Raw genomic sequence first — 14,160 nt, forward strand, 5'->3', positions numbered from 1 at the left:
TTAGCGCGCGGCGAGGCGCTCGGGACGGGCCCAGCTTGCCAGCTGTTCGCCGGCATGGGTCCGCACGAAGCAGCGATCGCCCTTCGCCCGCACGCTGCCGCACAGCGTGCCGGCTTCGGAGCGGGCGAGCCCGCCGACCGACAGACGATAGAAGCTCGCGCCGCGCACGCTGGTCTGCATGCCCTGCGGCGACAGCGCGGCGAGGCGCGGGACATTGCGGCTCATCCGGCGCCATGCGTTGCGCGCGACCGCGGCATTGTCGAACGCGCCGAGCTGCACATAATAAGTGCCGGTGGTCGGTGCCTTGGCCTGTGGTGCAACGGCCGGTTGCGGACGTGCGGCCATGCGCACCGGCGTCTGGCGCATATAGCTGTCGGGAAGCGACTGCACGATCTCGCGACGCGGTGCGAAGGTGATGGCCGGACGTACCGCAGCGGCCAGTTGGACGGGCGCCACAGCGGGTACGACCGGGGTATCGTTTACCGGTTCGACGGCGACGACGGCTGCCGGGACTTCCGGCACCGGAGCGGCATGCGCCAGCGCGGCCGGCACCGTAGGTGCGGCCAGCGCCAGTTGCACCGGCTGGCCGCGATCGGCCGCAGGCGTGACGCCCAGCAGCGCCGCGACCTGTTGCGCGGCATGTTCGGGCCGGGCGAACGCCGCCCATTCCGTCAGCCGCTGGTCGACCTGTGCCGGTGCCATGTCGACCGACGCGACCGTCCGCGCATCGACCCAGCGCCCGTCGAGCGCCAGTGCCAACGCCAGATTCTGTCGTACCGTCGCGGTCGCCGCCGGATCGCGCGCCGCTTCGCTCAGCAGGGCGATGCCACCCGCCGGATCGCCCGCCAGCGCCAGCGCGAGGCCGCGATCGGCTGGCGAAATGCGTGCGGAATGGGCCGTCAGTGTTTCGCGCGCCGTGACCCATTCACCGGTCGCGGTCTGCGCCAGCGCGAGGTTCAGCGCCGCCTTCGCATCGGTCGGGTCGAGGGCCAGCACGTCGCTGAACGCCTGGCTCGCCGAGCCGAAGCGCCCGGCGGCGAGGTACATGCGTCCGAGCAGCGCGCGGTAGGTCGCGTCGCGCGGCGACAACGCCACCGCCTGCTCGGCAAAGGTCACCGCCTGCTCCGGATGCCGCTTCGCCAGCGCCCGCATCGCCTTGTCGGCGAATTTCCGCGCCGCGCCGTTTTCCGACGAAGCGACCGCCACCGTGCCCCCGGCGACCAGCGCGAGCGAACCGCCCAGCATGGCCGTGGCGAGGCCGATCGATACCAGCAGATGCGTCTTCATGGCTTGCCCTTTGCTGCCCCGTCGGGGGCGAGGCGCTGAACGAGCGCCGCGATGTCGGAGGTCGAAGGCAGGGAGCGGTCGAGCGCGTCGCGCACGAAGGCTTCCGGCGAAATGTTACGCACCGTCGCCGCCAGCCGCAGCCGCAGCATCCGGTCGGCGTCGAGGTCGAGCCGGATCGATTCGTCTGAGGTTGCATTCGGCAGCGCCTGCAGCTTGGCCCGGTCGCGCAGCACGGCCGGACGCGTATCGCCCAGGTCGTTCCAGCCCAGATCGTCGCCGTCATCGGCCGGCGCGGTGCCGTGCGGACGCATCGCCGGGCGGGCCTCGCCCTTGCGCGCCAACAGGCCCGGATCGATCTGTGCGGGGGTGCGCGGCGGCGTCATGCGCTCACCCCTGCCCCCGGCGGCCGAAGCCTCCGGCGGCAACGCGTGCGATGCCGGGCATCGTCGGCACGGCAAAGACGGTACGGCGGAAATTCTTTTCCAGCCGATCCTGGATATAGGCCCATAGACCCTCGATCTCAGCGCTCGATTTGGAGGTCGGATCGATCTCCATGACGGTGCGGCCGTCGACCATCGACGACGCGAAATCGACGCGGTGGTGGACGATGACCGGTGCGACGGTGCCATGCTGCGACAGCGCCATCGTCGCTTCGGTAGTGATACGGGCGCCGGGCGTCGCGGCGTTGACCACAAACACCAGCGGCTTGCCGGCGCGGTCGCACAGGTCGACCGTGGCACCGACCGCGCGCAGATCGTGCGGGCTCGGCCGGGTCGGGACGACGATCAGTTCGGCGACGGCGATCACGCTCTGAATCGCCATGGTGATTGCGGGCGGGGTATCGATCACCGCCAGCTTGAAGCCGTGCGCGCGCAACGTCTCCAGATCGGCGGCCAGCCGCGCGACCATCGTCTGGGCAAAGGCCGGCTCGTCGGTCACCCGCGCATTCCACCAGTCGGCCAGCGACCCCTGCGGATCGATATCGACCATCACGACGGGGCCGGCACCGGCGCGTTCGGCCTGCACGGCCAGATGCCCGGACAAGGTCGTCTTGCCCGAACCACCCTTTTGCGATGCCACCGCCAATACGCGCATTGCGCCGTCGTCTCCCCGTAAATTCCGGGACGGCATGGCATGGGGTGGGTCAAGAAGCGGTTAACGTGGCTTGCAGAGAACTGCTCGTCCGAAAGGCTTTCCGAACATGGTGAACCGCTGATAGGAAGAAGGTCTGGAACGCAAAGGGGAATTCGATGCGCGTTGTGGTTGGGCTGGCACTGGCCGGGGCGATGCTGTCGACGGCGGCGATGGCGGATGTGAAGGCCGGGGTCGATGCCTGGGCACGCGGCGACTGGGCGACGGCGGTGCGGGAATGGCAGCAGCCGGCCGCTGCCGGGGATGCGGATGCGCAATTCAATCTGGGGCAGGCGTACAAGCTGGGCCGCGGCGTGCCGATGGATATGGCGCAGGCGGAACAATGGTATGCCCGCGCCGCGCAGCAGGGGCATCGCCAGGCCGAGGACAATTACGGCCTGATCCTGTTCCAGAACGGCAAGCGCGCCGATGCGGTCAAATGGCTGGAAAAATCGTCGCAGCGGGGCGAGGCGCGGAGCCAGTTCGTGCTGGGGACGATGTTGTTCAACGGCGATGCCGTGCCCAAGGACTGGCGGCGCGCCTATGCGCTGATGACGCGGGCGTCGTCGGCGGGGTTGCCGCAGGCGTCGGCGACGCTGGCGGAGATGGATCGCTATGTGCCCCTGCCCGACCGGCAGGCGGCGCTGGCCATGGCGCGCGACCTGGAGCGTAACGCCGGGCGTCCGGCGCTGGCGAGCGTTACGCCCGTGACGACGCCCCGCGCGGTTGCGACGCCCGTCGCCAAGCCGACAGCGACACCCCGTCCGGCTGCCGTGCCCGTTGCCAAGCCCGCCCCCGTTGCCAAGCCCGCCCCCGTCGCCAAGCCGGCACCGGTGCGCGACGGCGGCTGGCGGGTGCAGCTCGGCGCATTCAAGGATGGCGGCAATGCACGGCGGCTGTGGGGCAGCGTTGCCGGCAAGTTAGCCGGTCGCCAGCCCTATTACGAACAGGCCGGCGGCGTCACCCGGCTACAGGTCGGCCCGTTCGCGTCTAGCGCGGAGGCCAGCCGCGCCTGCGCCGCGATCCGCCCGACGACCTGCGTGCCGATGAAGCGCTGAAGCGATCAGCCCGCCGTCCAGTCGGCGGGCGCGATCCCTTGGATATAGAGCAGGGCGGTCAGGTCATTATGGTCGATCCGCACGCCGGCTTCGTCGGCGACGATCGGCTTGGCATGATAGGCGACGCCCAGCCCGGCGCGGCGGATCATCGGCAAGTCGTTCGCCCCGTCGCCGACCGCCAGCGTCGCAGCCGGATCGATATTCAGTTCCTCGATCGCGGCGAGCAGCGTCACTTCCTTGGTAGTCGCATCGACGATCGGCTTGCGGACCTTCCCGGTCAGCCGGCCGTCCTCGATCAGCAGGCGGTTGGCGATCATCCGGTGAAAGCCCAGTTCCTGCCCAACCGGCTCGGCGAAGCGGGTGAAGCCGCCCGAGACGAGGATGGTGGTCGCGCCCCGCGCGCGCATGGTCTGGATCAGCGTCTTCGCACCGGGCATCAGCTTGACGCGTTCGTCGAGGCAACGCTGGATCGCGCTTTCCTCCAGCCCCTCCAGCAACGCTACCCGCGCATCGAGCGCCGAGGCGAAGTCGAGTTCACCGCGCATCGCGCGTTCGGTGACCTCGGCGATCTGCCGCTTGATCCCGGCATAATCGGCCAGTTCGTCGATGCATTCGACAGTGATCATCGTCGAATCCATGTCGGCGACCAGCAGCTTCTTTTCTCGGTTCGCGGCGGGCTGTACGGCGACGTCGGTGCCGGCGAATGCGCCCTCGATCGCAACGCGCGCTACGGCAGGATCGCTCGCGAACCGCACGTCTGCAGCGCGGCCCTCATCAATCCACGTCCAGCCCTCGACCAGACAGCCGGCCGTGTCGAGCCGGTCGGCAGCCGCGGAAATATCACCCGCGGCGATCGATTCGGCTGCTATCAGCGTGGCGATGAACATGGCGAATTCTCCTGACCGTCCGAGGGTCGCGCTCATCGCAGGCCCGACCGCCAGCGGCAAGTCCGCGCTCGCGACCGCGATCGCGCAAGCGCATGACGGCGTGGTCGTCAACGCCGACAGCGCGCAGGTGTATCGCGACCTGCGCATCCTGTCCGCCCGTCCGTCCGCGGAAGAGGAGGCACAGGCACCGCACCGGCTGTTCGGCCATGTCGACGGCGCGGAAAACTACTCTGCCGCCGCCTGGGCCCGTGATGCGACCGCCGCGATCGACGCCGCGCATGCCGCGAACAAGCTGCCGGTGCTGGTCGGTGGCACCGGCCTGTATCTGCGCACGCTGATCGACGGCATCGCGCCGGTGCCGGAGATCGACGCCGATATCCGCGCGGAGGTGCGCGCGATGCCGCTCGATCAGGCGGTGGCGCTGCTCCGGGCGCTCGACCCCAGCGCCGCCGCCCGGTTGAACCCGGCCGATACGACGCGGATCGCGCGAGCGCTGGAGGTGGTGCGCTCGACCGGGCGGACCCTGGCCGATTGGCAGCGCGACCGGGCCGGCGGAATCGGCGATCGAATCGACCTTGCCGCGATGCTCCTGCTGCCCGACCGCAACTGGCTGACCGAGCGCTGCGACCGCCGGCTTGCGCAGATGTTCGACGGCGGCGCGGTCGAGGAGGTCGCGGCGCTGCTCGCGCGCGACGACATCGCCCCCGATGCCCCGGTGCGCCGCGCGATCGGCGTGGCGGAGATAGGCCGCTGGCAACGAGGCGAATGGAGCCGCGACGAAGCGCTATCCGCGGCGCGTTTCGCGACGCGGCAATATGCAAAACGGCAATATACCTGGTTTCGCAATCAGCCGCCGTCCGAATGGCTTCGCAACAGCGAAACCGAAACATGCGTACTATCTCGTAGATTCGACACTTTATTACGTGAATGGTAGTTGACACGCATGTTTCATGCGACTAGCGACGCCGCTTCAACGGTGCTATTGCGCCCGCGAATTATTGAGGAGTGAGTACCCATGCCCGAGAAGAGTGGAGCCGCCATTTTGGTCGAGGCCCTCGTCGACCTCGGCGTGGAAGTCGTATTCGGCTATCCCGGTGGCGCGGTGCTGCCGATCTACGACGCGCTGTTCGAACATAGCCGGATCAAGCACATCCTCGTCCGCCACGAGCAGGCCGCGACCCATGCGGCGGAGGGCTATGCCCGGTCGACCGGCAAGCCCGGGGTCGTGCTGGTCACTTCGGGTCCGGGCGCGACCAATGCCGTTACCGGCATCACCGACGCGCTGCTCGATTCGATCCCGATGGTCGTCATCACCGGGCAGGTGCCGACCTCACTGATCGGCACCGACGCGTTTCAAGAGGCCGATACCGTCGGCATCACGCGTCATTGCTGCAAGCACAACTATCTGGTGAAGGACCCGGCCAAGCTCGGCCATGTCATCCACGAGGCGTTCCATATCGCCACCGCCGGCCGCCCCGGCCCGGTTGTGATCGATATCCCCAAGGACGTGCAGGTTGCGACGGCGCGCTACACCAAGCCTGGCCTGATCCAGCACAAGACTTATCGCCCCAAGGTTAAGGCTGATCGCGCGGCAATCGAGCAAGCCGTCGACATGCTGGCCGCGGCCGAGCGGCCGGTGCTCTATACCGGCGGCGGCATCATCAATTCGGGTCCGGGCGCATCGCAGCTGCTGCGCGAACTGGCGCGGATCACCGGCGCGCCGGTTACCTCGACGCTGATGGGTCTGGGCACCCTTCCCGCGTCCTCGCCGCAATGGCTGGGGATGCTGGGGATGCACGGCACCTATGAAGCGAACATGGCGATGAACGAGGCCGATCTGGTCGTCGCCATCGGCGCGCGCTTCGACGATCGCGTGACCGGGCGGCTGGACGCGTTCAGCCCGCGCAGCCGCAAGGTCCATATCGATATCGATCGCTCCAGCGTGAACAAGATCGTTCGCGTCGACCTGGGCATCGTCGCCGATGCGGGCCATGCGATAGAGGACATGGTGCGGGTGTGGAAGGCGCGCCAGCATCCCAGGCCCGACCTTGCCGCCTGGTGGTCGAAGATCGACGGCTGGCGCGCCCGGCGCTGCCTCGACTTCCCCGAGAACGGCACCGAGATCATGCCGCAACGCGCCGTGCGCGCGCTGTACGAGGCGACCAAGCATCGCGCGCCGATCGTCTCTACCGAGGTCGGGCAGCACCAGATGTGGGCCGCGCAGCATTTCGGATTCGAGGCGCCGAACAAGTGGCTGACCAGCGGCGGTCTCGGCACGATGGGCTATGGCCTGCCCGCCGCGATCGGCGCGCAGCTGGGCAATCCAGGGGCGCTGTGCATCGACATCGCCGGCGAAGCGTCGATCCAGATGAACATTCAGGAGCTGGCGACGGCAACGCAATATCGCCTGCCGGTGAAGGTGTTCATCCTCAACAACGAATATATGGGCATGGTCCGCCAGTGGCAGGAGCTGACCTATTCGTCGCGCTATTCGAACAGCTATTCGGACTCGCTGCCCGATTTCGTGAAGCTGGCCGAGGCATACGGGTGGAAAGGCATCCGCATCGAGGGGCCGGACCAGCTGGAGACCGGCATTCAGGCGATGCTCGATCATGACGGACCGGTGATGGTCGACTGCATGGTGGCAAAGCTCGCCAACTGCTTCCCGATGATCCCGAGCGGCGCGGCGCATACCGACATGATCCTGCAGGCGAACGAAGTCTCGGGCGAAATGGACGACGAGGCCAAGGCGCTGGTGTAACCTTTTAGTTCCTCCCCGGCACGGGGAGGGGGACCGCTCGAAGAGCGGTGGAGGGGGATCGCCCCTAGCGCATCGCCGGTGGAGGTCCCCCTCCACCACCCGCTGCGCGAGCGGTCCCCCTCCCCGTGCCGGGGAGGAATTTTCAGAATGCACATCAAGACCGAACAGACCGAACGACACACGCTGGCCGTGCTCGTCGACAACGAACCCGGCATCCTGGCGCGCATCGCCGGGCTGTTTTCCGGGCGCGGCTACAACATCGAAAGCCTGACCGTGTCGGAACTCACGCTCGACAAGGCGGTCAGCCGGATCACCATCGTTACCAGCGCGTCGCCGTCGGTGATGGACCAGATCATCGCCCAGCTAGACCGGCTGGTACCCGTGCACAAGGTCGTCGACCTGACGGTGCAGGGGGCGCATGTCGAACGCGAACTGGCCTTGGTCAAGGTCGTCGGTACCGGCGAGCACCGGATCGAGGCGCTGCGCCTCGCCGAAGTCTATCGCGCGCGCGTCGTCGATGCGACGGTATCGAGCTTCGTGTTCGAGGTGACGGGATCGATCGAAAAGATCGACAAGTTCACCGAATTGATGGCCGAAGTGGGGTTGGTCGAGGTCGCTCGCACCGGCATCGCCGCCATCGCCCGCGGACGAGAGGCCGCCTGAACCCATCCATCGCGTGCCGCCCATGCCGGTCGCGCCAATTTTCGAAAGGGAACCCACATGCGTGTCTATTACGATCGCGATGCCGATCTGAACCTTATCAGCGACAAAAAGGTCGCGATCCTCGGCTATGGTTCGCAGGGCCATGCCCATGCGCAGAACCTGCGCGATTCGGGCGTCAAGAACGTCGCGATTGCCCTTCGCCCCGGTTCGGCCAGCGCCGCCAAGGCCGAAGGCGCGGGCTTCAAGGTCCTGCCGAACGCCGAAGCTGCGGCGTGGGCCGACATCCTCATGATCCTGGCGCCCGACGAGCATCAGGCGGCGATCTATGCCGACGACATTCACGCGAACCTGAAGCCGGGTTCGGCGCTCGCCTTCGCGCACGGGCTGAACGTCCATTTCGGCCTGATCGAGCCGCGCGCCGATGTCGACGTCATCATGATCGCGCCCAAGGGTCCCGGCCACACCGTGCGCAGCGAATATGTGAAGGGCGGCGGCGTGCCCTGCCTCGTCGCGATCCATCAGGATGCCAGCGGCAACGCGCACGACATCGCGCTCGCCTATGCCAGCGGCGTCGGCGGTGGCCGTTCGGGCATCATCGAAACGAACTTCCGCGAGGAATGCGAAACCGACCTGTTCGGCGAGCAGGCCGTGCTGTGCGGCGGCGTCACCCACCTGATCCAGGCCGGGTTCGAAACGCTGGTCGAGGCGGGCTATGCCCCCGAAATGGCGTATTTCGAATGCCTCCACGAAACCAAGCTGATCGTCGACCTGCTGTATGAGGGCGGCATCGCCAACATGCGCTATTCGATCTCGAACACCGCCGAATATGGCGATATCGTCACCGGCCCGCGGATCATCACCGACGAAACGAAGAAGGAAATGAAGCGCGTGCTGGCCGACATCCAGTCGGGCCGCTTCGTCCGCAACTTCGTGCTCGACAACCGCGCTGGCCAGCCCGAGCTGAAGGCGGCGCGCAAGCAGGCGGCGGCGCATCCGATCGAGAAGACCGGTGCCGAGCTGCGCGCGATGATGCCGTGGATCGGGGCGAATAAGTTGGTCGACAAGGCCAAGAACTAACGGAGTTAGTTCGCACTTGGCGGCCAACCGGCCGGCGCGACAAAGCCCGCCCATAGGGCGCGGCTTTGCCGCGACCGACGGGCGGGCGGCCCCCAACACCCACCCGTCATTCCCGCGAAGGCGGGAATGACGAAGGTTGCAAACGTACCCTCCCGCGCGCGCCACGGCACCGAAACCGAAACCGATCGTTTCGCATCCGGTATTTGACCCGAAGCACGGCACCTCCGACAACGGCGGTATCGAGACTTCGCCTCAACCGGAGAGCCACCAATGCGCACGCCCCTGATCCTCGCCGCCGCCCTGTTCGCGGTCGCCGCCCCCACCGTCGCCCAGTTGCCCGGTGCGCCCGACAAGGCCCGCGTCACCGCCGGCACCTACACCGTCGATACCGCCCATACCCAGGTCCACTGGCGGGTGAACCACATGGGCTTCTCGATGCTCGACGGCCTGTTCGGCGCGACCGGCGGCACCGCCACGATCGATCCGAAGAACCCGGCCGCCAGCAAGGTCGCGATCGATTTCGACATCGCCAAGTCGCTGACCGTGACCAGCCCGCAATTCGCCGAGCATCTGAAGTCGAAGGATTTCTTCGACGTCGCCAACAACCCTACCGCGAAGTTCGTGTCGACCCGCATCCAGCCGATGGGCGATCACTGGATGATGAACGGCAACCTGACGATCAAGGGCCAGACGAAGCCGGTGCAGCTGACCGTGCGCTTCATGGGCGCAGGCGAGAACCCGATGAACAAGAAGAAGAATGTCGGCTTCACCGCGACGGGATCGATCAACCGCAGCGAGTTCGGCCTCGGCATGGCCGCGCCGGTCGTGTCGGACAAGGTCGACCTGACGATCAACGCCGCCTTCGTCGCGGCGTGATCCGGCAGATGCGCGCGGTTCAGGCCGCGCGCATCGCCGCAAACCCTTCGAAGGTGGCGCGCACATTGGGGGCGGCACCTTCGACCAGCGTCGCGACCTGTACGACCACGCCGCCGCTGCCGTCGTCCGCCGCCATCGCCCAGTCACCGAATTCGCGCGCCGCGACCTCGCGCCGCGACAGCACGACCATCGCGAAATGCCGCGGATCGGCGGCGATGCGGGCATAGGTCGCCTCGACCATTGCCGCTTCGCCTTCCAGCGCCTGCAGGAACCGCCGGCCACGATGATGGAGCAGGCCGGTGATGCCATCCCGGCGGTTGTTGCGCTCGGAGCAGGCGAGGATTTGGCCCAGATCGATCGTCGCCCCGGCTCGCGCGGTGCTCACATAGATCAACTGCAACATCACGACCCCGTCCAATTCTTGCTAAGTCCTTGGCTGTAGGTCGAACTTTATTACCAATCGGTATCATCGCTATCGGTGCTGGACTTTAACCCCGGTTTTCCCCACACACGCGCCATGGTCTGCGCGAACGCCCGCATTCTACGACTTAGCCGCCCTTAGGGCCGGATCGCACGCGCGTGCGCTGGTCCTGAGGGAGTATCGAACCTTTTCGGCAGATACCGGCGCTCTGGTAGCGCCCCATACAGGCTAGAGACGACATGCTGCGCGATCCTTCGACCAAATACCGCCCCTTCCCGACCGTCGATCTGCCCGACCGGCAATGGCCGTCGCGCACGATCACGCACGCGCCACGCTGGCTGTCGACCGACCTGCGCGACGGCAACCAGGCGCTGATCGATCCGATGGGTGCGGAGAAGAAGAACCGCTTCTTCGACCTGCTGGTCAAGGTCGGGTTGAAGGAGATCGAGGTCGGCTTTCCGTCGGCCGGCGCGACCGAGTTCGACTTCATTTCCAGCCTGGTCCGCGACGATCGCATCCCCGACGACGTGTGGGTGCAGGTGCTGACCCAGTCGCGCCGCGACCTGATCGAACGTAGCTTCGAAAGCCTCGACGGCGCGAAACAGGCGATCGTCCACCTCTACAACGCGGTCAGCCCGGCATGGCGGCGCATCGTGTTCGGTATGGAACGCCACGAAGTCCGCGATATCGCCGTGGCCGGTGCCAAGGTGTTGCGCGACGAAGCGGCCAAGCGCCCGAACACCGACTGGCGGTTCGAATACAGCCCGGAAACCTTCTCGACCGCCGAACTCGATTTCTCGGTCGAGGTCTGCGCGGCGGTGATGGACGTGTTGCGCCCTACGCCCGACAAGCCGTTGATCCTGAACCTGCCCGCCACGGTCGAGGCGGCGACGCCCAACGTCTATGCCGACCAGATCGAATGGTTCTGCCGCAACGTGCCGAACCGCGACAGCGTCGTCATCTCGCTGCACACCCATAACGACCGCGGCACCGGCGTCGCCGCCGCTGAGCTGGGATTGATGGCGGGGGCCGACCGGGTCGAGGGTTGCCTGCTCGGCAACGGCGAGCGCACCGGCAATTGCGACCTCGTGACCGTCGCACTCAACCTCTACACGCAGGGCGTCGATCCGCAGCTCGACCTGTCGGACATCGACGGGGTCGTGAACACGGTGAACTATTGCACCGCGCTGCCGGTGCATCCGCGCACCCCCTATGCCGGCGACTTGGTGTTCACCGCCTTTTCGGGGAGCCATCAGGACGCGATCAAGAAGGGCATGGCCGCACAGGCGGTACGCAACGACGGACTGTGGGAAGTCCCCTATCTGCCGATCGACCCCGCCGACCTTGGCCGCAGTTACGAAGCGGTGATCCGCGTCAATTCGCAGTCGGGCAAGGGCGGCGTCGCGTGGGTGCTGGAACAGGACAAGGGGCTGAAGCTGCCCAAGCGGTTGCAGGCCGATCTCAGCCGCCATGTGCAGGCGATGGCCGACCGGCTGGGCCGCGAACTCAACGCCGCCGACATCTGGTCCGCGTTCCACGATGCGTATCTGCCGCAGGGCAGCGATCGCTATGCGCTGATCGACTATGCCGAGACGCATGCACCGGGCGGCGGTCCGCCGCGCACCTTCGTCGGGCGCCTGCGGCTGGACGGCGAAGAGCGTTCGATTTCGGGCAAGGGCAACGGGTTGCTGTCGGGCCTGCTCGCCGCGCTGCGCGACGAGGGCGGGATCGACATGGATGTGGTCGACTATAGCGAGCATGCGATCGGCCATGGCGCCGATGCGCAGGCCGCCGCGTATCTCGAATGCAGCCTGCCCGATGGCCGGCGGGTGTTCGGGGTGGGGATTGATGGCGACGTCGCGACCGCCACGGTGCGGGCGGCGCTGAGCGCAGCGAACGCGACGACGCGGGGGTAGGCGTAAGGTCACCTTCACCTTTCCGGCGCTATGCGCCTCCCTCCCTCTCCCGCCGGGAGAGGGAAAGACGCCGAAGGCGGCGAAGGGTGAGGGTGAACAGTCGCAGTTGGATTGTGACTCTGACCGAGAACGTCACCCCAGCGCAGGCCGGAGTCCCCCCATGGCGGGCGCACCGCTAAATCGAAGAGACCCCAGCCTTCGCTGGGGTGACGTGTAGGTGTTGACAGAATCAGCCTCGCCAAGAACCGTATCCCCGCGCAGGCGGGGATCCAGGGTTGCGAAACACAGCGGCGGCGTTCCGGGCTCTGGATCCCTCACCGCGTCAAAACGCGAATCGCACCCTACCCAAAATGCGGTCCCCGCTATGCCGCCGATCGCCGATCGCGCTGACTGCCCGGTCGTCGTTCAGATCGGTCCCGACATAATCCAGCGCCAGCGTCAGCGGCCCGGTGGTATGCTCGACGCCGAGGCGCCAGTCGGTATAGGTCCCGCCGGGCCGCAGCCGGTCGGCCCGCGCGGCATCGTCGACTGCGCCCGATGAACGCCCGACGCCGCCGACCAGCGTGAACGGCGTCGCCGGAATCCCTGCAACCGCCTGCGCCGACAGATACAGGTTGCTGCCGCCGATCGCGCGCTGCGGCGGGGCGTAGAGCGCACCTGCGGTCAGTTCGACCGGCCCCAGCGAATAGCGCGCATCGCCGCCGAACTCGGCATAGTCCATGCCGCGCGCCGCGCCGGCGAACACATGCCCGATCGCCCGACCGCGCAACTGCACCGACCCGGCATCGGTGACGATCGCCGCGCCCAGATCGGCTACCGCCCCCGCCCCATCATGCCGCACCGAGTCGCGCAGCGCCGCGACGCGCGCATCGATCTCGATCACGCCCAGCGTCAGCGCCGCATCGCCCGAAACCGACGCCCGCCCCTCGCTCCAGCTCAACCCGCGGCGCCGTTCGTCGATGGTCGCCTCGACCCCGACCGTCGGCAACGACTGTGCCTGTGCCGCCGTCGTCACCAACAGCGATATCGCACCGAAAACTATCCGTCCTATCATCCTGCCTGTCTATTTTCCTGCATCCGGTCGATTTCGGTGTGGAGTACCCCATGGTCCTCCTGCGCCAGTTGCACCAGCCGTGCCTGCAATTCGGGCGTCCGCGCCGCGACTTCGCGGGCGATCGCGGTCTGTTGCGCGCTGCACCAGCCCGGCCGGCTGCCCTCGACGACATTGTCATGCGCGAACGACCGCACCAGTGTCGATCCCGATGCGTGGCGCGCCTGCCGGTCGACCACCAGACCCGCGTGCCACATACAGCGCAGCGTCGAGGGGCGCCCGCCTGCTCCGACCGTGCCGACCTGACGATAGGTCACCTGCACGTCGGCGTTATAGTCCGATTGCACCGCACCGGTGGCGTGGTCGATGCGAACGCTGTGCACCATGCCGGCCTGCGGCGCAGCCGACGCCATCGCCATCACCATTCCGGCCAACCCGATCATCATGTCCGTCTCCTGTTCCTGCGGATGGCCCCGGCCTTTGTCGGCCGGTAACCGGTTCGGACGTTTGTCCGATCCGTACATAACGGATCGGTTGCGGGAGACGTTTCTTAAAATCGGGCAAGCAACGCTTTGTCACGAAAGCGAAAACGCCGCCCGGGTTGCCCCAGGCGGCGTCGTCACGAACCGGTCGCGCCGCACGCGCGGCGCGAAGGGGTCACTTCATGTGCGCGCTCAGCAGCTTGTTCATTTCGAACATCGAGCACGACTTCTTGCCGAACAGCTTTTCCAGCGTTTCGTCCGCCAGAATTTCGCGCTTGTCCTTCGGGTTCTGCAGGTCGTGCTTCTTGATGTATTCCCACATCTTGCTGACGACTTCGCTACGGGGCAGCGGGTCCGACCCGGTGATCTTCGCCAGATCGGCCGACGGCGTCACCGGCTTCGCGATTCCGCCCCGGGCGCCGCCGGTCGTCGTGGTTTCCTTGGCCATATTATTCCTCCTAATCCCCCTGAGGGCCGCACCGTAGGCACGGCAGGCCGACGGTTATGCAAGGTTCCAATGCGCTTGTCGCGGGGGAAAAGCGACAAACCG

General features: G+C 67.0%; 14 protein-coding genes and 1 pseudogene. 7 read left to right on the top strand and 8 right to left on the bottom strand.

What is annotated here, in order from left to right; translation table 11 throughout:
- Genes MF610_RS00875 through MF610_RS00885 form a run of 3 tightly spaced genes read right to left on the bottom strand, consistent with a single transcriptional unit; the run spans position 1 to position 2,382 of the window.
- Entirely contained in the window at positions 1–1,287 is a 1,287-nt protein-coding gene (locus MF610_RS00875) for an SPOR domain-containing protein (RefSeq protein ID WP_242192235.1), read from the bottom strand.
- Positions 1,284–1,670 (bottom strand): hypothetical protein, encoded by a 387-nt coding sequence (locus tag MF610_RS00880; protein ID WP_242192236.1) that lies wholly within the window; start codon positions 1,668–1,670, stop codon positions 1,284–1,286. The genes MF610_RS00875 and MF610_RS00880 overlap by 4 nt, the downstream gene beginning before the upstream one ends.
- Before the next feature lie 4 nt (positions 1,671–1,674).
- Positions 1,675–2,382 carry an AAA family ATPase gene (locus MF610_RS00885; RefSeq protein ID WP_242192237.1) on the bottom strand — a complete coding sequence of 236 codons (708 nt, stop codon included), beginning with the start codon at positions 2,380–2,382 and terminating at the stop codon, positions 1,675–1,677.
- A 155-nt stretch (positions 2,383–2,537) separates the two neighbouring features.
- On the opposite strand from MF610_RS00885, the gene MF610_RS00890 reads away from it, so the two are divergent.
- Positions 2,538–3,476, top strand: a complete 939-nt coding sequence (locus tag MF610_RS00890) for an SPOR domain-containing protein (protein ID WP_242192238.1) — start codon at positions 2,538–2,540, stop codon at positions 3,474–3,476.
- Between the two features lie 5 nt (positions 3,477–3,481).
- Here MF610_RS00890 and serB read toward each other — a convergent pair whose 3' ends face one another.
- On the bottom strand, positions 3,482–4,363 hold the full coding sequence (gene serB, locus MF610_RS00895) for a phosphoserine phosphatase SerB (protein WP_242192239.1): 882 nt from the start codon (positions 4,361–4,363) through the stop codon (positions 3,482–3,484).
- Between serB and miaA the strand changes: the two genes are divergently transcribed.
- The 5 genes and pseudogenes from miaA (at position 4,362) to MF610_RS00920 (ending at position 9,740) form a co-directional block, all read left to right on the top strand.
- Entirely contained in the window at positions 4,362–5,297 is a 936-nt protein-coding gene (gene miaA, locus MF610_RS00900) for a tRNA (adenosine(37)-N6)-dimethylallyltransferase MiaA (protein WP_242193531.1), read from the top strand. The genes serB and miaA overlap by 2 nt on opposite strands.
- A gap of 81 nt (positions 5,298–5,378) precedes the next feature.
- Positions 5,379–7,124 carry an acetolactate synthase 3 large subunit gene (locus MF610_RS00905; RefSeq protein WP_242192240.1) on the top strand — a complete coding sequence of 582 codons (1,746 nt, stop codon included), beginning with the start codon at positions 5,379–5,381 and terminating at the stop codon, positions 7,122–7,124.
- 147 nt (positions 7,125–7,271) lie between these two features.
- Positions 7,272–7,787: an acetolactate synthase small subunit gene (ilvN, locus tag MF610_RS00910; RefSeq protein WP_242192241.1), complete on the top strand. Its 516-nt coding sequence runs from the start codon at positions 7,272–7,274 to the stop codon at positions 7,785–7,787.
- A gap of 24 nt (positions 7,788–7,811) precedes the next feature.
- Positions 7,812–8,864 (top strand): annotated as a pseudogene (gene ilvC, locus MF610_RS00915) (ketol-acid reductoisomerase); the annotation flags it as partial.
- A 270-nt stretch (positions 8,865–9,134) separates the two neighbouring features.
- A complete protein-coding gene (locus MF610_RS00920) occupies positions 9,135–9,740 on the top strand; it encodes a YceI family protein (RefSeq protein ID WP_242192243.1) in 606 nt (201 codons plus the stop codon).
- Positions 9,741–9,759: 19 nt separating this feature from the next.
- Here MF610_RS00920 and MF610_RS00925 read toward each other — a convergent pair whose 3' ends face one another.
- Positions 9,760–10,143 (bottom strand): BLUF domain-containing protein, encoded by a 384-nt coding sequence (locus MF610_RS00925; protein WP_242192244.1) that lies wholly within the window; start codon positions 10,141–10,143, stop codon positions 9,760–9,762.
- A gap of 257 nt (positions 10,144–10,400) precedes the next feature.
- Here MF610_RS00925 and leuA point away from each other — a divergent pair, with 257 nt between their 5' ends.
- Positions 10,401–12,077, top strand: coding sequence for a 2-isopropylmalate synthase (gene leuA, locus MF610_RS00930; protein ID WP_242192245.1), 1,677 nt, complete (start codon positions 10,401–10,403; stop codon positions 12,075–12,077).
- Between the two features lie 322 nt (positions 12,078–12,399).
- Here the strand turns inward: leuA and MF610_RS00935 are convergent, their stop codons facing one another.
- The 3 genes from MF610_RS00935 to MF610_RS00945 form a co-directional block, all read right to left on the bottom strand.
- Positions 12,400–13,092, bottom strand: a complete 693-nt coding sequence (locus MF610_RS00935) for a TorF family putative porin (protein WP_242192246.1) — start codon at positions 13,090–13,092, stop codon at positions 12,400–12,402.
- Positions 13,093–13,127: 35 nt separating this feature from the next.
- The gene (locus tag MF610_RS00940) at positions 13,128–13,574 is read right to left on the bottom strand and encodes a hypothetical protein (RefSeq protein ID WP_242192247.1); all 447 of its coding nucleotides are present in this window, start codon (positions 13,572–13,574) and stop codon (positions 13,128–13,130) included.
- 211 nt (positions 13,575–13,785) lie between these two features.
- The gene (locus MF610_RS00945; RefSeq protein WP_055761337.1) at positions 13,786–14,058 is read right to left on the bottom strand and encodes an SWIB/MDM2 domain-containing protein; all 273 of its coding nucleotides are present in this window, start codon (positions 14,056–14,058) and stop codon (positions 13,786–13,788) included.
- Positions 14,059–14,160: the final 102 nt, after the last annotated feature.

Source organism: Sphingomonas hankookensis, assembly GCF_022664465.1.
GTDB lineage: Bacteria > Pseudomonadota > Alphaproteobacteria > Sphingomonadales > Sphingomonadaceae > Sphingomonas > Sphingomonas hankookensis.